Here is an 18,662-nt window from a genome sequence, read left to right as displayed (position 1 = left end):
CCTTTATCCGCGCGACAACTGGCATTTCTACCGGGAGATTTCATGGGCGCCTCGCGCATCGACAAGCGGTTTGAAAAGACGCGGGCCGAAAACCGCCCCGCCTTCGTCTCCTTCATCATGGCGGGCGATCCCGATCCCGAAACCGCCGACGCCATTCTCGCCGGGCTCCCCGAGGCCGGCGCCGATGTGATCGAGCTGGGCATGCCCTTCTCCGATCCCATGGCCGATGGGGTCGCCATCCAGCTCGCCGGCCAGCGTGCCCTTGCCGCCGGCATGAGCCTTGAAAAAACCCTGCGGATGGTCGCCCGTTTCCGGGAAAAGGACGATGAAACCCCAATCGTTTTGATGGGATACTACAATCCCATCTACATCTATGGCGTCGAAAATTTCATTGCCGAAGCGGTCAAATCGGGCGTCGATGGCCTGATCGTCGTCGACCTCCCCGCCGAGGAGGATGACGAATTGTGCATCCCCGCGATCAAGGCCGGGCTCAACTTCGTCCGCCTCACCACACCCACAACCGACGCAAACCGCCTGCCCACCGTGCTCAACAACGCCTCGGGCTTTGTCTATTATGTCTCGATGACCGGCATCACCGGCGCCGAAATCAGCAACCGCGCGGCGGTGGGCGCGGCGGTCAAAGCCATCAAATCGGTCACCGATCTGCCCGTTGCCGTGGGCTTCGGCATCAAATCGGTCGAGGATGCAGCGCTGATCGGCAAGGACGCCGACGGCGTCGTGGTCGGTTCCGCACTGGTCTCCGCAATCGAGAAATCGCTCGAAAACGGCCGCGCCAGCCTGGGCACTCCACAGGCTGTTCACAATCTGGTCCGCACGTTGGCGCAGGGTGCACGCAGCGCCAGAAGCTGATAGTATTGCCACAATTGCTTCCTACATCTTGGGCAGCGCTTTCCGCCCGAATGAAAAGCTGAGACGAGAGAAAATGAACTGGATCGACAACGTCGTTCGCCCCAAGATTCGCTCCTTCCTCAATCGCCGCGAGGTCGAGGACAATCTGTGGGTCAAATGCCCCGAAACCGGGGAAATGGTGTTCCATCGCGATCTGGAGGCCAATCAGTGGGTCGTGCCCAATTCGGGCTACCACATGAAGATCAAGCCAACCGATCGTCTGGGTCACTTTTTTGACGATGGCCAATACACAACCATCGCCCTGCCCGCGGTCGCCGCCGATCCGCTGAAATTCCGCGATACCAAGCGCTACACCGACCGTCTCAAGGAAGCCCGCAACACCACCGGGCGCGACGATGCGATCGTGGTCGCCACCGGCAAGCTCTATGGCCAGGAAGCGGTGGTCACCGTTCAGGATGGCGATTTCATGCTCGGCTCGCTCGGCATGGCGGCAGGGTCCGCCATCATCACCGGGCTTGAGCTGGCTGTGGAAAAAAAGCTCCCCTTCGTGATCTTCACCGCCTCGGGCGGTGCCCGCATGCAGGAGGGTATTCTCTCGCTCATGCAGATGCCGCGCACCACGGTTGCCGTGCAGCGCCTGCGCGAAGCGGGTCTGCCCTATATCGTGGTGTTGACCAATCCCACCACCGGCGGCGTCACGGCCTCCTATGCCATGCTGGGCGACGTCCAGATCGCCGAACCCGGTGCCCTGATCTGTTTTGCCGGCCCGCGCGTCATCGAGCAGACCATCCGCGAAAAGCTCCCCAAGGGCTTCCAGCGGTCCGAATATCTCTATGATCATGGCATGGTCGATATGGTCGTCCATCGGCATGATCTGCGCTCGACCATCGGTTCGCTGATCGGTCTTTTGACCCGGGCTCCGGTCAACGAGGCCATTCCCGCTGCCCGTGCCGTTGCCGGGGCCGCGGTCGCCACCGTCACCACCCGCGACGCCGCACTTGCCGCCGAAAGCGATGGTGACGAAGATTTCCTCGCCAATGCCCCCGTCGCCGGTCACGCCGAATAAACCTTTGAATTGATAGGTCAGCCGTGTCCCGCACCGACGCGATCCTCAAGCGGCTGCTCACGCTCCACCCCAAGCTCATCGATCTCGAGCTTGGGCGCACCGAGCGCATGCTTGAAGCCATCGGCCGCCCGCAGGACCGCCTGCCGCCGGTCATCCATGTGGCCGGCACCAATGGCAAGGGTTCGACCATAGCCTTCTTGCGCGCCATGCTCGAAGCGCAGGGCAAACGTGTCCATGTCTATACCTCCCCCCATCTCGTCGCCTTCCGCGAACGGGTCCGGCTGGCCGGAAAACTCGTTTCCGCCCGGGCGCTCAACGCCGCGCTCGAAGAATGCGAAGCGGCCAATGGCGGCAGGCCGATCACCTTTTTCGAGATCACCACCGCCGCTGCCTTCCTGCTGTTCTCGCGCGTGCCGGCCGACTACCTGCTGCTCGAAGTGGGGCTCGGGGGGCGCTTCGATTCGACCAACGTCATCGAAAAGCCGCACGGCACCATCATCACCCCCATTTCCTCCGATCACACCCAGTTCCTGGGCGAAACCATCGCCGAAATCGCTTCGGCCAAGGCCGGCATCGTAAAGCGCGGCGCGCCGCTGGTCGTCGCCCGCCAGCCCGATGACGCCATGGATGTGATCGATGCCGAAGCGAAAAAACTTGGCGTTGTCCCCTTTGCCGCCGGGGTCGATTTCGACGGCTTTGCCCAGCGCGGCAAGCTCGTCTATCAGGATGAGGATGGGCTGCTCGACCTGCCCCTGCCGGCCCTGGCCGGCGCCCACCAGGTCGACAACGCGGCGCTCGCCCTTGCCGCCATGCGCCATTTCCACCTTGTCGAGAACGAGGATCAGCTCGGCGCAGGGCTGCGCTCGGTGGTCTGGCCGGCCCGGCTCATGCCGCTGCGCGGCGCGCTGTCGTCCTACCTCGCCGAGGGCCAGGAACTCTGGCTTGATGGCGGCCACAACGCGGCCGGTGCCGGGGTGCTCGCTGCTGCGCTCAAGGACATGAACAAGGCCCGCCCCGCCCCGCTGGTTCTGGTGTGCGGCATGATGGCCTCAAAGGACGCCGCCAATTTCTTTGCGCCTCTGGCCGATATGGCCAGCCACGTCTTTACCGTCCCCATCCCCGGCGAAACCGGCGCCCTGCCGGCCCGCGCGCTTGCCGGTTTCCCCAAAGCCAGGGGCATCGACACCACCATCGCCCGTTCGATCCCCGCCGCCCTGCAGCGCGCCGCCCATTTCGAAGGCGCCCGCATCGTCATCTGCGGCTCGCTCTATCTGGCCGGAGCCGTGCTCAGGCAGAACAGGACCCCGCCGGTTTGAAGCCGGGCTCTATTCCGGGCCTCGCCGCAAACGCGGTTTAGAGCGTGGCCAGCAAGAGCGGAAACGGTTTTGCGGTTCGAAAACCCCACAAAACAAGGCTCTAGGACTCGTCTCCGAAATAGCGTGTCTTAAGGTCAGCGATCAGCCCGCTTTCATGTGCGCCGATCAGTTCCACCGAGAGCTGGCGCGTCATCTCGCTGCGCTGGGGCAGTCCAAAGCCATATTTGTCCGGCGCAAAAATCGGGCCGACAACGGATACCGATTGTTGCGGGTTGGTATGCGCGTAATATTCGAGCACCGGCGCATCTCCGACAATTGCGTCGATCCGACCCGCCACCAGCGCCTCCACGGCCTGATCGATATGGCTGAACGGCCGGATGTTGAGCCCGGCCTCGAGTGCATAATCCTCCGATACGCTACCCGGCTGGACCCCGACCACCCTGCCGGGCAGGTCTGCCTCGGTATTGATCTGGTTGTTGAGCGAAAGGGTGGTCATCACGCTCGTCACCGATGAGGTGAGATAGGCCAGAACCGCAATGCCGCAGACCAGCCAGAGCCCCTGCCAGAATCGGCCAGCCCAGCCGAAAAGGTTCTTGCGCGCCGGCGGTTTGCCCGAAGTCGCAACCGACATGACGGTGTAAAATCCCTCGGCAAGCCCGTCCCTCCAGCGGCGGGGAAAATCCTTGTCGAAGCGACGGTCGAACAGCGTCACCAGAACCGTGGCGACGATAATGACGACGAGAATCCAAGCATAGGCGCGCAGATGGCCCGATTCGTTGAGTCCCGCGACAAGATCGAAAAAGCTCCCCCCGGAAAATTCGTCGACCATGATGCGCTGGCCGGCGTCGAACCAGGGATGGGTGAAATCGATCCGCTCGGCCCGTCCCCGCGTCACGGTAATGTTGGTCACCGCAACGTCCACCTCCCCGGACGCCGTGGCGTCCACCAGGTCGCCGATTGTGTCGAACTCGACATATTCGCTCTCGAGATCGAGCTGGGAGGCCAGCCACCGCCAAAGCTCGATCGCCATGCCGTCAAATTGCCCGTCGGCTTCCATGACAAAGGGCGGGTGCACATAAACGCCCACGGTCATGGGCTGGTCTGCAGACGGAACAGGAGTTTGGTCGCTCTGGGCGCCGGCGGGCCCCGTGGCAATCGCGGTCGAAACGGCGACAATCGCGAACAGCGCAGCGCGCAGGAAAGAAAAAAACATAAGGCCCGGTCCCATGCAGTGGTCAAAACAGCACCGCCAGTGAACTCGCAATCGCCCGATTTCACAAGTTTGCCCAATAAACAAAACGCCTCCAACCCGAAGGCTGGAGGCGTTCTGCTGTCTCGCCCAAACGAAAGGAGAGGCGAGAAATCTTGAAACCTTAATGGATCTCAGGACAGGTCAGGGCTGAACGAACCGAAGGTCCGCGTCAGCGAAATCCCGCGTTTGCAGCCAGACCTCACCTGCCAATCCCTAGGCGGCGTGGCCTTCGAGCCATTTGACAAGACCGGCCTTGGGCGTGCCCGCACCGATCTTGATGTCGGCAGCTTCGCCGCCCTTGAACAGGATCATGGTCGGGATCGAGCGCACGCCATACTGCGCGGCAACACCGGGATTTTCATCGACATTGAGCTTTACGATCTTGACCTTGCCCGCCATCTCGCCCGAAATCTCTTCGAGGATCGGGGCGATCGCCCGGCAAGGACCGCACCATTCCGCCCAGAAATCAACGAGCACAGGTTCTTTCGAGCCCAGGACTTCCGTGGAGAAATTGGCGTCTGTAACGTGTCCGGTCATGGCACTACCTTTATTGTCAGGCCCCACATATGGACCTTTGAGAATTACGTTGCACTATAGCTAGGCAGAGTCGGGAGCCAGTTCAAGCCTCCCTGTCAGGTGTCCTTCTCACAGCACCGTGACGTCGCCCACAGCCGCATCGAGCAGACCGGCTGGAATGGTCATGAGGTGCGAATTTTCCGTCCACAGGATCGCCGCCTCGACCCTCTTTCCCGCAAACAGGCGCTGCGCTGCCAGCCGGTATAGCGCCAACTGGCGCACATACCCCGCCGAAACCGCCTCCGGCCCGCCCGGCACCCCCGCATCGGACTTGTAATCGACCACCAGAACGCTCTCCCCGACCACCAGCCGGTCGATCCGCCCCTCAAGCCGCGCCTCGGACCCGCCCTGCCGCACTTTAAGCGAGAACGGCACCTCGGCGCGGCTGTCAGCTCCGAACAGACCGGCCAACGCCGGATCGCAAAGGATCGCCAGCCCCCGCGCGGCCACCGGCCCGGCAAGTTCGGGATCGTCGGGCAAGAGCGTCTGCGCTGCGCTCAGCGCCACGGCCTCGCGCCGCTCCTGAGGTACGGCACTCAAATGCTGCAGCAGCGCGTGCAGCGCAATGCCCCGCAGCCGCGCCCCGCGCGCATCGAGCAGACTTTCCGCTGCCGTTTCCAGCCCCGACGGCACCCAGACCTCATCGTGCCGCGACGGGGTGATGATCGGCAACGCCGCGCGCCTTTGCGGTGGCCCCAACCTCAGCGGTTGCGTTGAGGCACGCACATCATCGCTCGCCTGCCCGCCCGCCCCGTCAGCCGCCCCCGCCGCCGGAAACCGCAACACGTCCCCCCGATGGTCGCAAACCGTGGCGCTCTCGTCGCCCAGAGCGCCCGACACCGCGCCGAACCAGGTTTCCTCCACCTTGGTGCGGCTGTCGAGCGTCCCCGCGATATGGAGCGCCTCCTCGGCCCGCGTCATGCCCACATAAAGATTGCGCCAGTATTCAGCGACATTGCGCGCCTCCACCTCGGCCCGCAGCGGCCGCGAGGCGTCGCAATGGCTGTCCTTGCTCGGGCAATAGAGCAGGAACGCCGCGCCATCACGGGTGCCGAAAAACACGGCATCGGACACCGCCCGCGGCTTGGTCGCCGCATCGGCAAGAATCACGACGGGCGCTTCGAGCCCCTTGGCCCCATGCACCGTCATCACCCGCACGCCGCCCGCTCTGGCCACCAGATCGCGCTTGATCACAATGTCCGAGGCCCGCATCGAAGCGACAAACCCGGTGAGCGATGGTTGATCGGACGTCTCGTGCTCGAGCGCCAGATCTAAAAATTCGGCGATCACCTCGTCCACTTCCTCGCCCAGCCGCGCATGAAACTGTTTCAGCCCGCCCTGACCGTACAGCACATGCGCGAAAAATTCGTATGGCCGATCGAAATCGAGCCGCTGCCGCAGCCCGCTCAACCGCTCATATGCGGCCTGCGCGGCCTCCATCCCGCTCGCGGCCAGCCGTTCATAAAGGCTTGCCTTCCCCCGCCCATGAGCCAGCGTGAACAATTGCTCCTCGGAAATCGCAAACAGCGGCGAGCGCAAGACCGCCGCCAGCGTCAGATCGTCGGCCGGATTGAGCAGGAAATCGGCAAGCCCAAGAAGATCGTCGATGGCGATATGGGCCGAAACCGGCAACCGGTCGGCGCCTGGGCTGGCGATATTGCGCTGTTTGAGCGCCCGCACGATCTCGGGAAAAATCCCCTTGCGCTTCTGGACGAGGATCAAAATATCCTCGGGCCGCATCGCCCGCCCCCCCGGCCCGATCGGCGCCCGCCTTTCGATCCAGCCGGCAATCGTATCGGCAATCCGGTTCGCCAATTGTTTTGGCGCCGCCGCAAGGCTTTCCACCGGCTCGGTCGGCCAGGCTTGGGGAATCTCCGGGCTGTCGGGATTTTCGATCACCGGCCAGATTTCGATCCGCCCGCCGGTTCGCGTTCGCGCCGGCTCATGCCGGATCGTCTCGGCCAGAAGCGATGCTGCGATATCGGGCCGGCCAAACACCTTGTCCACACCGATAAGGATTTCCCCCAGCGTGCGAAAACTTGTTTCCAGCGTCTCTCCGTACCAGATGCGCCCCGCCGCCCTGGCTGCCGCCGCCAGCGCGCGTCCCTTGTCCAGAAACAGTTTTGGCTCGGCCCCCTGAAACGAATAGATCGATTGCTTGGGGTCGCCCACCGCAAAGATCGTCTTGGGCCTTTGCGCTGCCCCCGCTCCGGAAAAATAATCGTCGACCAGCGCATCGATCACCGCCCATTGCTCGGGATTGGTGTCCTGGCTTTCATCGACAAGGATATGGTCGATTCCCGCATCGAGCTTGTAGCGCACCCATTCGCCCATGCCTCTGTCGCCCAGCAACGCCGCCGTGCGCGCCACCAGATCGTCGAAATCCATAAGCGAGCGGGCCCGCTTCTGCGTCTCGTAGCGTTTCAGGATTGCCGCGAGAACCCTTGTCAGCGCCGCGCTGTTTTCGGCGATGGTCAGGGCCTTGGATTTTTCGAACAGCCCTTCGAGCCGTTCCGCCTCGGCCGTCAGCCGCTCGGCCAGTTCGGGCATGGCCGTGACAATGGCTTTGGCCGGGAACCCGCGCTTGGGCGCCGTCCCTGCTGCGGTGAGATAGGCGGCGAAAAGCTGGCTGGCGGTTGGGGCCGCCCGGTCGATCCGCCCCAGCTTGTCCTCGAACCCGGCCCGCTTGGCGACGCCGGGCGGTGTCAGCGACCAGATCACGGGAAATTCGCCCGTCGAAACCAGCATCCCATCCACAACCTGGCGATTGAACGCTTCGATTGTCTCGCCCGCGCCCAGCCCCATGCTGGCCCGCATCGCTCCAATCGCCCGCTCGGGATCGGCAAGGATCGGACCCAGCTTGCGGTTGTTGGCAAGGCATTGGCCAATCGCGGTTTCGATCTGGCTGTCGCTGAGCGCATCGAACAGTGCCCGCACCGCCGCGCCCACCGGCCCATCGGCCTTGAGCCCTTCGGCGATCACCCCCTCGCGCGCCTCGCGCAACAGCGCCGTGGCGTCCGCGTCCTCGATGACCGTGAAATTGACCGGCACGCCGGCCTCGCGCGGAAAGCGCTGCAACACCGCCTCGCAAAAGGCGTGGATGGTGTTGATCTTGAGCCCGCCCGGCGTATCGAGCGCATGGGCGAAAAGGCTCCGTGCCCTAAGCTTTTCGGCTTCCGAAGGGCGGTAATCCAAAAGCTTGAACAAATCTTCTTCCAGCCCGGCCTCGCCGGCCCGCGCCCATCCCGCCAGAATCCCCGTCACCCGGTGCCGCATTTCGGCCGCCGCCGCCTTGGTATAGGTCAGGCACAGGATGGCCTCGGGCGCAGCCCCATCCAGCAACAGCCGCAGTACCCGGCGCGAGAGCACATAGGTCTTGCCCGACCCCGCATTGGCCGAAACCCAGGCATTGGCCCGCGGCTCGGCCACCCGCGCCTGCTTGGCATTGGTATCGGGCGGGACGCGAAGGATTTCTTGGCTCATTCGCCCTCTTCCCCGCCATCGAGCAGCGTCCATTCCTCGGTGCGCGCCAGATGGTCGTAATCGCCCTTGAACCGCTGGCTGGGCTTGGGCAGGACCCGCGCCGTCATCGGAAAATCGTCGCGCAGCAGCATCGCCGCCACATGGTTCTGGAACAGGGTGAAACTCGTATCGATGGCATCGGCAAGACTCATCCCGTCCGGCACGGCGTATTGCGTGATCTCAAGCGCCTTGGGTCCGTGCGAGAGCTTGATGAACGCCATATTTTCGGTCTGGCCCTCGGCCCCCACAAATCCGCCAACCCGTGCCATATGCGCTTCGAGCGGCAATTGCGGTGCAAAGAACTGCTTCATCTCCTTTGGCGCCGGCGCCTGACCTGTCTTGAAATCGATGATTTCGAGCCCGCCGCTCCGCGTCCTGTCGATCCGGTCGGCCCGCCCCGAAACAACGAAAGGCGGATCGGAGAGCGGCAATTCGATGCTGCCGGAAATCTCCGCCATCCGCCACGCGATCTGAGGCCTGTCGCGCTCGAATTCGAGAAACGCCCGCGCGATCGCGCCAAACCGCGCCAGCCAGATGTCGCGCCGCGCCGGAATGGCATCGAGCCGCCCATAGCGTTCCTGGGCGATGGCCATGATCGCGTCAAACGCGTCGGCACTTTGCGGATCGTGCCCTTCGGTCAGGAAATCGCCTAAAATATCGTGGATCAGCGTGCCGCGCTCGGCATGATCGGGGTCGGCGCCAAGCGCATCGATGCGCCGCAGCCCCAGAACGTGGCGCGCGTAAAGATCGTAGGGCGACCGCAACAGCGTTTCCGCCTCGGTGATCGAGAGTTTGCGCGGGCGCACATCGGCAGGCGGCTTTGGCGCGGGCCGCCCCGCCGGTTGCGGCGGCAATCCCGTGGCGTCGAGCCGCCGGGCCATCTCCACCCAGACCGCGCCGCGCTCCTGCATCTTCTTGTTGATCTCGGGCCCCACAAAGGCTTCCAGCCGCTGGATCAGCCGCGAGGGATTGGCCGGCGATGTCCCGGCCCGCTCGGGCAGGGTAAACACGATTTCAGGCCCGCCCGCCGCCATCAGAAAATCATGGGCTGCCAGCCCGTGCAGCTTTTCGGGCGGCTCGAGCCCGGCCGCCAACCGCATGCCCCGGCTCATCCACGGCCCCGGATCGGCCACTTCGGGCCACACCGTTTCGATCATCCCGGCCAAAATCACCCGGTCGGCATCCATCAGCCGCGCTTCCAGCCGCCCGAACAATTGCACATCTTCGGCATCGGGCTGGCGCGGCCGCACGCTCTGGCCGGCCATCAGCCCCTCCAGCGCAAACGCCAGCCCGCCGCCCGAAAGTCTTGGCCCCCGCGCGCCCTGCCGAGCCGCCAGCTCGATCCAGCGTGCCAGTTCGTCCTCGCCCTCCAGGGGCGCGATTTTTTCGTCTTGCGGTACGTCCCTCAACCGCTCGATTGTCTCGCCGATCACCTCAGCGACCGCGCTCGCCGCAAACTCATCCCGCGCCATCAGTCCGGCCAATGGCGCCAATCCCGCCTCCAGCGCATCGATCAATCCAAGAACCGCCTGCGCCTTGTCCGCATCGAGCTTGAGCGCCGGACGCCTGGTGATACCGTCGCGATTGTCGCTGACGGCGCGCCGCAAACCGTCAAAGCCGGGCAGGGGCCTTTGTCCGCGCAGGATCCCCAGATCGAGCCATTCGCTCGCCGGCGCCACCGCCCCCCGCCCCAGTCCCAGCGCCACATGCCGGTTGCGCAGCAGCGCCATGATATCGACGGCGTTCAGCCCATTGGCCAGAACGCTCACCGCTTGCCGCACCAGCCGCCCGGCGCGCGAGAGCAGCAATGGCGTCCCCGCCGCATCGTCGAGCGGCACGCCAAACCGCGCCAGTTCCGCGCAAATCCGCCGCGCCAGCGTCTGGTCGGGCGCAATGATCGCCACCGATTTGCCGTGGTCCAGCGCGTCATGCACGCACACGGCAATGGCCCGGGCTTCTTCCTCCGGCGTGCGCGCCACGACCAGCGACAGCCCTTGTGTGCCTGCCTGCAGCTCTGCGCCCAGATCCTGCGCAACCGTCTGCCATTGCGCGGTGGCGTCCGGCAGCCCCAGCGCCGCATTCAAAATTTTGGTGCGCGGCGCCTCCTCAGGCGCCAGCTCGGTCACCGCCTTGGGCAGCGTGCCGACCCGCTTGAGCAGACGCGCCAGCCCGTATTGCGGATGCCCATGCGGATTGCGCTTCGGATCGTCCAGTGCGGCAAGGGTGCCGCCATCGATCCGCGTATCGAGCCCGGCCAGAACCACGGCCCCATTGGCCAGCTTTGCCACCGAAGCGATCAGGTCCGCCGTCGCCGGGATCGACCCGGTCGAACCGGCCACCACCACGGGTCTGTCCCCATGCACCAGCGCAAGTGATGCCGCCTTGCGCTCAAGCAGGATATTGGTGCGTTCGGCCGCCTCCATTTCACCTTCACCGGCCAGGATCTGCGGCCAGGCGTCCAGAACGAAGGTCACGAAATCGAGGTGCTCTTGCCATTGGGCGGGCAATTGATCGCTCTCGATGCTTTTCAGCGAACGCGGATCGCGCCGCGCAATGGTGAAATCGTCGATCAGCGTGCCCAGCGAATCGGCCAGCGCAAAGATTTCCGCCCCATTGGGCGCCCCGGAAACCCCGCCTAAACCCGGCGCCGAAAACGCACCCTCGCCCGTCACCGCCAGCCAGCGCTCGATGATTTCAGCCAGCAGCAGCCGCCGCTTGAACCTGTTGATCGCACCGGGCAACTCCACCGGCTCATAGGGCGGAATGAACGGCTCCTGGCTCGGATCGTCTCCACCCAGTGGCCGTATGTCGGGGAGCAGCATCGGGGTGTCGCCCAGCCGGTCGGCAAGGATGCGCGACAGCGTGTTGGCCGCCCTGCGCGTCGGCAGATAGATCGTGAAGTCAGAAAGCCAGAAGGGCCCCTCGCGCCGCCAGCCCGGCGCAACCCGCCCATCGATGATCGCGTCCGCCAGCGTAGCGAGAAACGGCGCGTGCGGCGCGATGGAAAAAATGGTGCCCGAGCGCGCCATCACACGAGCGCGCCGATATCCTGCTCGGTGCGCTTGAGCGCCTGCCGGTCGCCAACGTGAAACCATGGCGCGGCGATTTCGACGCCCCGGAGCCGCCCCGCCTCACGCGCCGTCTCAAAATGCCGGTAGAGTGAAAACGGCACATCCGGTCCCGTCGCGGCCAGCGCCCGCGAAATCAGCGCAGCGCCCGCATAAACCATCGGTCGCCCATGGGTCTTGCTCAACCGCCCGTCCGCGTCCATCAGATAATCGGCGCCCTTGCGAAACCCTGAAGCCTTGTCGGGCGCCACGCACAACAGCACGACATCGGCCCCGCCCGCCTCGAAACATGCCTGCATCCGCGCAATCGGGGTGTCGCTGCCAGCCAGCCAGAACGTATCGGTGTTGAGCGCCAGCACCGGATCGGACCTCAAAAGCTCAAGCCCCTTGCGCAGCCCGCCGCCCGTATCGAGCAGCCTCTCTTTTTCATGGCTCACCGCAAATCCCAGATCGGGCAGGGCGCTTTCGAGCCGCGCAAAATGGGCGGCGATCATTTCCGCCTTGTGATGGGCATTGACCACGAACCGCGTGCAGCCTTCGGCCAGTGCTGCATCGATGGCGTGATCGATCAGCGGCTTGCCCGCCACCTCGATCAGCGCCTTGGGCCGCTCGAAGGTCAGGGGCCGCATGCGCGTGCCCAGCCCTGCGGCAAGCAGCATCACGTCGGGCACGGAAATGGGTGGCACGGGAAAGGAATCGCTCATGACCTATTGTGTCTCCTCGGCCCGCCACGGCGCAAGCGCATCGGCCAGCCCCTTAGGTTCGCGGCCTCTTGCCGTAACGCTCAAGACGCGCCCGTTGCCCGCAGCCCCCATGCCGATGGCAATCCCCAGCCCCGGCCGCCGCATAAGCGAGGGCGCGCGCTCGGGCCATTCGACAAGCACGATATCGTTCTCGTCCTCGATCAACCCCAACTCGTCGATTTCCGATTCATCGGCCAGCCGGTAAAGATCGGCATGGATGATGCCGCGATAAGGCTGGACGATGGCGAAAGTGGGCGAGGGGACTTCGAGGTTGGGGTCATTGAGCCGCGCCCTGATGATGGCCCGCGCCAGCGCCGTCTTCCCCGCCCCCAGATCGCCCCCGAGCGTTACGATATCGCCCGCGCGGAGATGGGCGGCAATCGCCGCCCCGATGGCGTCGGTCGCTGCCGCATCGGGCGCGAACAGCGCGATCATGGCCCTATTCGCCCGCGTTCTGGGCCAGCGCGGTGTTGGACGGAATGATCACCGTCACCCGCGTGCCGCGCGGCTGGCGGCCCTCGATCAGAACCGATCCGCCATGCAGGTTTACGAAGGTCTTGACGATCGCCAGCCCCAGCCCGGCGCCCCGCTGACGACCCTCGACCGATTGCCCCTCGAAGCGCTGGAACATCGCATTGCGCACGTCCTCGGGGATGCCCACCCCGTCATCCTCCACGGCAAAGGCGATCCGCTCATTGCCCCGTGCCGAGACCTTGAGCCGTACCTGCGAGCCAGGATCGGAAAACCGCGCCGCGTTGGACAAAAGATTATAGAGCACTTGCACGATCCGCGTGCCATCGGCGACGAATGTCGGCAGATCGTCCTCGATCTCGACCGCCAGATCGACTTTTTCGTCCCCGCCCGAAAACGTCGCATCGAGCCCGGCCCGCGCCTTTTCGATCAGCGTGGAAATGTCGAGCATTTCGGGATTGAGTTGGGCAATCCCCGCATCGACCGTCGCCAGGTCCAGAATGTTGTCGATCAGCAGCCCCAGATTGGCGCTCGAAGACCGGATATAATCGGTATAGGCGCGCTGCCTGTCGGTCAGCGGCCCCACTTCGCCCGAGGCCAGAAGATCGGCAAAGCCGATGATATTGGTCAGCGGTGAGCGCAACTCGTAGGACACGTTCTGAACGAAGGTATCTTTCAACCGATCCGCCGCGATCAACGCCTCGTTGCGCTCTTTCAGCACCCGCTCGTAATTGGCGCTTTCCGAAACATCGACGAAGGTCATCATGGTCTGCCCGTCGGGCAGCCGCACCACAGCATAATCGAGCAACCGCCCATCAGCGCGCGTGATCCGCCCCTTGGTGTCGGATCGGGTCGGGTTGAGATCGATGATCCGCTGTTTCAAATCCCCCCAGATACGCCGCCCGTCCTCGGGGAACGCTTCGGCGCAGACCCTTGCGACCTCGTCGATATGGGGATGGTTGCCCAGCGTGTTCATGGGCAGCTTCCACAGCATCGACAGCCGCGGATTGTGCAGTTTGAGCCGCCCGTTGGTGCCAAACACCGCAACGCCCTCGGTCAGCGCATTGAGCGTTTCGCGCTGCACATGCATCAGCGCATTGTGCCGTGTTTCGAGCGCCAGCCGTTCGGTCATGTCTTCAAAGACATAGATCACCCCGCCCGTGCCGGTGGCCGGTGCCGCGATCACATTGGCGCATCGCCCGTCGGGCAGATACCAGGGCACCTCGCGCGGCGCGGTCAGCGCATAGCTCATCAAATGCTTGCCGCGCCAGTCGCGATAATCGGTTTCCGCCGGCAGCGCCCCTTGCGTGCGCAATTTGTCCAGGATCGCCTTTTCATTGGGTTCTGTGTTGAGCCAGCCCGTGTCCAACCCCCAGAAATTGGCGTAAGCGGTGTTGTAATGGGTCAGTTGCTGGCGCTTGTCGAACACGGCAATGGGCGTCGCCAGCGCATCGATCACCGTGGTCAGGTGCCCCAGATCGGGCTCGGGATCCTCGGTCTCGGCCGGCTTGGCCCGCGCCACGGGCAAGTAGCAATAGCCCGCGCTGCCGCCCGAAAGCGGAAACAGCACAAGTTCGAGCCCCCCGGCAATGGCGTGCTCCTCGGTAAAGGCAATCGTATCGGCCGCATCCTCGATGGCCTTCAAATGCCGCTCGCGGGTCGCCACGTCGAAAATGTCGGGCGCCGTGCCGCGCTCGCCCTTGAGCCCCAACGTGCGGGTAAAATGAAGATAGGCCGCATTTGTGTAGATCAGCAGCCCGTCCTTGTCGCGCAACCAGGCCGGGATGGTCAGGTTCGCAAGGATCGCCTGCGCTTCGCCCGGAGAGGGCAGGCGGGTCAGATCCGCGCCCTTGAGCGGGGGTTCCACATTGGCGCCCGAGGGCCGCAGCCGCACGACCGCCGCGCCGCCCACCAGTCGCCCTGTGGCCCGGATGATCCGTCCGTCGCGCGCGGTCACCGATGTTTCGAAAACCCGCCCCTCGATGCGCAGATCGGTCAGCCGTCCCGCCAGCGCACGCGCCGCCTCGTCTTCGAGCCATGAGCGGAATTCGAGCACCGCATGGGGGCGGTTTTCCCCCGGCAAGAGCGCCGTGATCGGCCCGATCACCGAAGGCTCGATCCCCGTGTCGCGCCAGATGATGGTGACTTCGGGCATCCCGGCCAAAAGCCCCTCGAATTCATCGAGCGCGGCGCGCATCGCGCCCAGCTTTTCGCTGGCATCGAGCTGCGCCACTTCCGCCTCGCGCCGCCATTTGAGCGCTAAAAGCGTTGCGACCAGCCCGAACCCGGCGGCGCCCAGCGCCATCGTATAGGGTGCGGCGCCCGATATGGCGGTGGCTGCAAAGGGAGCGGCAAGGGCCGGGGAGGCGGCAAAAAGGGCTGCGCCCGCAACGCCAATGGCCATGAATCCCGTAAATTTCCGGAATCCTGCCGGCTGCATTCCTGATGCCCTCTTGCTCAATGATTTGCCTTGACTGCCCCTGAGGTGGCCGGAAAGCCCCCCGAATCAGTTAACCATAACCGCGCCGCGAATCGCGAAAAAGAGTCAAACTGACGGCCCGTGGATAACTTAGGGCTTGCACAGTCCCGAGCAGCCTTTCTGATCCTGATTTGTTCCTCAAAAGGTTAACAAAAGGGGCGCCGAAGCGCCCCAGATCCGTTCATAAAGGTTAACGCGCCGGCCCTCAAACCCTCTGCCGTCATCCCGGCCCTGAGCCGGGATCCAGTAACCGGCAGCGTCAAGGGTTTCGGCCGCAGTGCCTCAATAGCGGTAGTGATCGGCCTTGAACGGCCCGGTTGCCGGCACCCCGATATAATCGGCCTGCGCCGCCGACAGCGTCGTCAGCTTGGCCCCCAGCTTTGCCAGATGCAGGCTCGCGACCTTCTCGTCGAGATGCTTGGGCAGCACATAGACCTGGTTTTCGTAGTCCTCGCCCTTGGTCCACAATTCGATCTGGGCCAGCGTCTGGTTGGAAAACGATGCGCTCATCACAAACGAGGGGTGCCCGGTCGCATTGCCCAGATTCACCAGCCGCCCTTCGGACAAAAGGATCATCTTCTTGTCGCCGGGAAACTCGACGATATCGACCTGCGGCTTGACGTTGGTCCATTTCAGGTTGCGCAACGCGGCAACCTGGATCTCGTTGTCGAAATGCCCGATATTGCAAACGATCGCCATGTTCTTGACCCGGCGCATATGCTCGATGGTCAGAACATCCTTGTTGCCGGTCGCGGTCACAACGATATCGGCGCGTTCAATCGCGTCTTCGAGCGTCACCACCTCATAGCCGTCCATGGCCGCCTGCAGCGCGCAGATCGGGTCCACTTCGGTCACCAGCACGCGCGCCCCGGCGCCGCGCAGGGATTCGGCCGAACCCTTGCCCACATCGCCATAACCGCAAACGATCGCCACCTTGCCCGCCATCATCACGTCGGTGCCCCGGCGGATGGCGTCCACAAGGGATTCCCGGCAGCCATATTTGTTGTCGAATTTCGATTTCGTCACGCTGTCGTTGACGTTGATGGCCGGGAAGGGCAGGTCGCCCTTTTCCTGCAGCTGGTAAAGCCGCATCACGCCGGTCGTGGTTTCTTCGGAAACGCCTTTGATCGATGCGCGGCATTTGGAATAAAAGCCCGGCTCTTTCGCCAGCCGCGCCTTGATGACCCGGAAAAGCTCTTCTTCTTCCTCGTTGGAAGGGTTGGCCAGAACCGAAGGATCGGTCTCGGCGCGCGCGCCGATCAGCACCAGCATGGTTGCGTCCCCGCCATCGTCGAGGATCATGTTGGCGACCTCGCCATTGCCCCAATCGAGAATGCGGTCGGCAAAGTCCCAGTATTCGGCCAGCGTTTCGCCCTTGTGGGCAAACACCGGAATGCCCGCCTCGGCAATCGCGGCGGCCGCATGGTCCTGGGTCGAAAAGATGTTGCACGACGCCCAGCGCACGTCTGCGCCCAGGGCGACGAGCGTTTCGATCAGCACCGCTGTCTGGATGGTCATATGGAGCGATCCGGCAATGCGCGCCCCCTTTAGGGGCTGGCTGGCGGCATATTCGGCCCTTATGGCCATCAGGCCCGGCATTTCGATCTCGGCCATCTCGATTTCCTTGCGGCCATAGGGGGCCAGCGAAATGTCCTTGACGGCGTAATTGGATGCGGCGCTCATCGGCCCGATCTCCACGTCTGATAACTGAAAAAAGCGTGGGCCGCTTATACAAGACAGAGGGCCGCTCCCGCAACCGGGATATAAAGAAAGTTTTATATCCTTAAAAACGAGCCGATGGTGAGAGCCGGATCCCCCCTGCAGCCGTCATCCCGGGCGAAGACCCGGGACCCGGTACACGGCAGAGCCAGCGTCTCCGGCCGGGACCGTTCCTCTTGCCCCAATACAAATCGACGGCATCACGAGGCAGCGCCTCCCTACATCCGCTCGGCCCGGCTGATCCTGACCCGGCTCCGCCGCCTGCGGAACGGTGCGCCGAGCAGGCTGGCCAGCACCCAGAAAACCACGAACCCCAAAGCCAGCCCGAAAATCACATAGGCCAGCCCCGCAATCGTCAGCGGCACGGCCGGCTCGAAATCCTCGAGTGCGGCTGCGCCCACTTCGGTGTCGAAATACCGCGCGATCTCGAAAAGCTGGGTTCCGGCCGGCGCCTGGCGCAGATCGGCCAGTTGGGTGGAAAGCCGTTCGTGGCGGTTGAACACCGTTTCCATGGAAATCCCGCGTTCGGTCAGAAACCCGTCGGCGCTGGCCTGATAGCGCTCCAGCCCCTCTTGCCGGGTGAGCCCGAACCGGGCGGCGTCGGCATCGAACTGCGCGATGATCGCCGTCAATTCATCGACGGCACCGGCAAGGCGCTGGGTGTATTGCTGGGAATATTCCGGGGCTTGGGACAGTGTTATGCCGCCGAGCGCGGCACCGATCAGGCAGACAATGCGCTTGAGCATCTTTTGGGGCGTCCTTTCGCCGGCGCTGAAAGTACCCTCAGGCCCCCGGTTCGCCGTCCTGGTCCTCGTCGAACCCGCAACTGACCAACTCGGTCAGCGCTTCGACGGCCTCGCGCGCCTGATTGCCCGTCGCCTGGACCAAAATCGTCGATCCCGGCCCCGCCGCAAGCATCATGAGCCCCATGATCGAGGTCCCGCCCACGGTCACGCCATCGCGGGTCACACTGACCTGCGCGTCGAAATGATCGGCCGTGCGCACGAAACGCGCCGAAGCGCGCGCATGCAGGCCGCGCTTGTTGCAGATGGTCAGCCGCTGGCAGACGGCCTTGCCCGGCTCGGTAACTGTTGTGCTCATTTTCCCAAAACGTCGTTGGCGACGTTAATGTATTTACGCCCGGCCTCCGCTGCAAGGCGCACCGCGTCGCGCATTGCCATTTCAGGCCGGATACGCGCCAGCTTGACCAGCATGGGCAGGTTCAGCCCCGCCAAAACCTCGATATCGCGATCCTGCATCACCGAAATGGCCAGGTTGGAGGGCGTGCCGCCGAACATGTCGGTCAGGATCACAACCCCATCCCCGCTATCGACCGATTCCACCGCGGCAATGATGTCCTGCCGCCGGCCTTCCATATCGTCTTCCGGACCGATGGAGACCGAAGCGATGCCGTCTTGGGGCCCCACGACGTGTTCGAGTGCCGATCGGAATTCCTCGGCAAGCCTGCCATGGGTCACGAGGACCAAGCCCATCATGATCGCTTCGCTACCTTTTTCTGTCCGCGCAACCGGGGCGGAGTCTTGATCGGGACGGTAAAGGTTTCAAGTCTTTTCGGCCCG

The 18,662-nt window shown here is 64.0% G+C and carries 13 protein-coding genes and 1 pseudogene; 3 read left to right on the top strand and 11 right to left on the bottom strand.

Going from position 1 to position 18,662, the window contains the following annotated elements; translation table 11 throughout:
• The first annotated feature begins 42 nt into the window (after window positions 1-42).
• From trpA to V6617_RS17760, 3 genes and pseudogenes are all read left to right on the top strand, one after another.
• On the top strand, window positions 43-870 hold the full coding sequence (gene trpA / locus V6617_RS17770) for a tryptophan synthase subunit alpha (protein WP_338608250.1): 828 nt from the start codon (window positions 43-45) through the stop codon (window positions 868-870).
• Window positions 871-943: 73 nt separating this feature from the next.
• Window positions 944-1,949, top strand: a pseudogene (gene accD / locus V6617_RS17765) (acetyl-CoA carboxylase, carboxyltransferase subunit beta).
• 10 nt (window positions 1,950-1,959) lie between these two features.
• On the top strand, window positions 1,960-3,252 hold the full coding sequence (locus tag V6617_RS17760) for a folylpolyglutamate synthase/dihydrofolate synthase family protein (protein ID WP_338608248.1): 1,293 nt from the start codon (window positions 1,960-1,962) through the stop codon (window positions 3,250-3,252).
• A 100-nt stretch (window positions 3,253-3,352) separates the two neighbouring features.
• Here V6617_RS17760 and V6617_RS17755 read toward each other — a convergent pair whose 3' ends face one another.
• The 11 genes from V6617_RS17755 to V6617_RS17705 form a co-directional block, all read right to left on the bottom strand.
• Window positions 3,353-4,465, bottom strand: coding sequence for a transporter substrate-binding domain-containing protein (locus V6617_RS17755; protein WP_338608247.1), 1,113 nt, complete (start codon window positions 4,463-4,465; stop codon window positions 3,353-3,355).
• A 252-nt stretch (window positions 4,466-4,717) separates the two neighbouring features.
• Window positions 4,718-5,041: a thioredoxin gene (gene trxA / locus V6617_RS17750; protein WP_338608246.1), complete on the bottom strand. Its 324-nt coding sequence runs from the start codon at window positions 5,039-5,041 to the stop codon at window positions 4,718-4,720.
• A gap of 108 nt (window positions 5,042-5,149) precedes the next feature.
• Window positions 5,150-8,563 (bottom strand): double-strand break repair helicase AddA, encoded by a 3,414-nt coding sequence (gene addA, locus V6617_RS17745; RefSeq protein WP_338608245.1) that lies wholly within the window; start codon window positions 8,561-8,563, stop codon window positions 5,150-5,152.
• Entirely contained in the window at window positions 8,560-11,631 is a 3,072-nt protein-coding gene (gene addB / locus V6617_RS17740; protein WP_338610765.1) for a double-strand break repair protein AddB, read from the bottom strand. The genes addA and addB overlap by 4 nt, the downstream gene beginning before the upstream one ends.
• A complete protein-coding gene (locus tag V6617_RS17735; RefSeq protein ID WP_338608244.1) occupies window positions 11,631-12,374 on the bottom strand; it encodes a nucleotidyltransferase family protein in 744 nt (247 codons plus the stop codon). Before V6617_RS17735 ends, addB begins: the two co-directional genes overlap by 1 nt.
• Before the next feature lie 3 nt (window positions 12,375-12,377).
• Window positions 12,378-12,848: a tRNA (adenosine(37)-N6)-threonylcarbamoyltransferase complex ATPase subunit type 1 TsaE gene (tsaE, locus tag V6617_RS17730; protein ID WP_338608243.1), complete on the bottom strand. Its 471-nt coding sequence runs from the start codon at window positions 12,846-12,848 to the stop codon at window positions 12,378-12,380.
• Window positions 12,849-12,852: 4 nt separating this feature from the next.
• Window positions 12,853-15,288, bottom strand: coding sequence for a HAMP domain-containing sensor histidine kinase (locus tag V6617_RS17725; protein WP_338608242.1), 2,436 nt, complete (start codon window positions 15,286-15,288; stop codon window positions 12,853-12,855).
• A 357-nt stretch (window positions 15,289-15,645) separates the two neighbouring features.
• Window positions 15,646-17,046 (bottom strand): adenosylhomocysteinase, encoded by a 1,401-nt coding sequence (ahcY, locus tag V6617_RS17720; protein ID WP_338608241.1) that lies wholly within the window; start codon window positions 17,044-17,046, stop codon window positions 15,646-15,648.
• A gap of 254 nt (window positions 17,047-17,300) precedes the next feature.
• Window positions 17,301-17,828, bottom strand: coding sequence for a DUF2937 family protein (locus V6617_RS17715; RefSeq protein WP_338608240.1), 528 nt, complete (start codon window positions 17,826-17,828; stop codon window positions 17,301-17,303).
• A gap of 37 nt (window positions 17,829-17,865) precedes the next feature.
• On the bottom strand, window positions 17,866-18,183 hold the full coding sequence (locus tag V6617_RS17710; RefSeq protein WP_014132637.1) for an HPr family phosphocarrier protein: 318 nt from the start codon (window positions 18,181-18,183) through the stop codon (window positions 17,866-17,868).
• Window positions 18,180-18,578: a PTS sugar transporter subunit IIA gene (locus tag V6617_RS17705; RefSeq protein WP_338608239.1), complete on the bottom strand. Its 399-nt coding sequence runs from the start codon at window positions 18,576-18,578 to the stop codon at window positions 18,180-18,182. Before V6617_RS17705 ends, V6617_RS17710 begins: the two co-directional genes overlap by 4 nt.
• Between the last annotated feature and the right edge of the window lie 84 nt (window positions 18,579-18,662).

This window comes from Pelagibacterium nitratireducens, from assembly GCF_037044555.1.
In the GTDB taxonomy this organism is placed as follows: domain Bacteria; phylum Pseudomonadota; class Alphaproteobacteria; order Rhizobiales; family Devosiaceae; genus Pelagibacterium; species Pelagibacterium nitratireducens.
This window is presented reverse-complemented; position numbering and strand designations above follow the sequence as displayed.

Excerpts from the sequence above, each read along its gene's own strand:
- trpA (WP_338608250.1), top strand. The coding sequence starts at position 43 with ATGGGCGCCTCGCGCATCGACAAGCGGTTTGAAAAGACGCGGGCCGAA.
- V6617_RS17755 (WP_338608247.1), bottom strand. The coding sequence starts at position 4,465 with ATGTTTTTTTCTTTCCTGCGCGCTGCGCTGTTCGCGATTGTCGCCGTT.
- trxA (WP_338608246.1), bottom strand. The coding sequence starts at position 5,041 with ATGACCGGACACGTTACAGACGCCAATTTCTCCACGGAAGTCCTGGGC.
- addA (WP_338608245.1), bottom strand. The coding sequence starts at position 8,563 with ATGAGCCAAGAAATCCTTCGCGTCCCGCCCGATACCAATGCCAAGCAG.
- addB (WP_338610765.1), bottom strand. The coding sequence starts at position 11,631 with ATGGCGCGCTCGGGCACCATTTTTTCCATCGCGCCGCACGCGCCGTTT.
- V6617_RS17735 (WP_338608244.1), bottom strand. The coding sequence starts at position 12,374 with ATGAGCGATTCCTTTCCCGTGCCACCCATTTCCGTGCCCGACGTGATG.
- tsaE (WP_338608243.1), bottom strand. The coding sequence starts at position 12,848 with ATGATCGCGCTGTTCGCGCCCGATGCGGCAGCGACCGACGCCATCGGG.
- V6617_RS17725 (WP_338608242.1), bottom strand. The coding sequence starts at position 15,288 with ATGGCCATTGGCGTTGCGGGCGCAGCCCTTTTTGCCGCCTCCCCGGCC.
- ahcY (WP_338608241.1), bottom strand. The coding sequence starts at position 17,046 with ATGAGCGCCGCATCCAATTACGCCGTCAAGGACATTTCGCTGGCCCCC.
- V6617_RS17715 (WP_338608240.1), bottom strand. The coding sequence starts at position 17,828 with ATGCTCAAGCGCATTGTCTGCCTGATCGGTGCCGCGCTCGGCGGCATA.
- V6617_RS17710 (WP_014132637.1), bottom strand. The coding sequence starts at position 18,183 with ATGAGCACAACAGTTACCGAGCCGGGCAAGGCCGTCTGCCAGCGGCTG.
- V6617_RS17705 (WP_338608239.1), bottom strand. The coding sequence starts at position 18,578 with ATGATGGGCTTGGTCCTCGTGACCCATGGCAGGCTTGCCGAGGAATTC.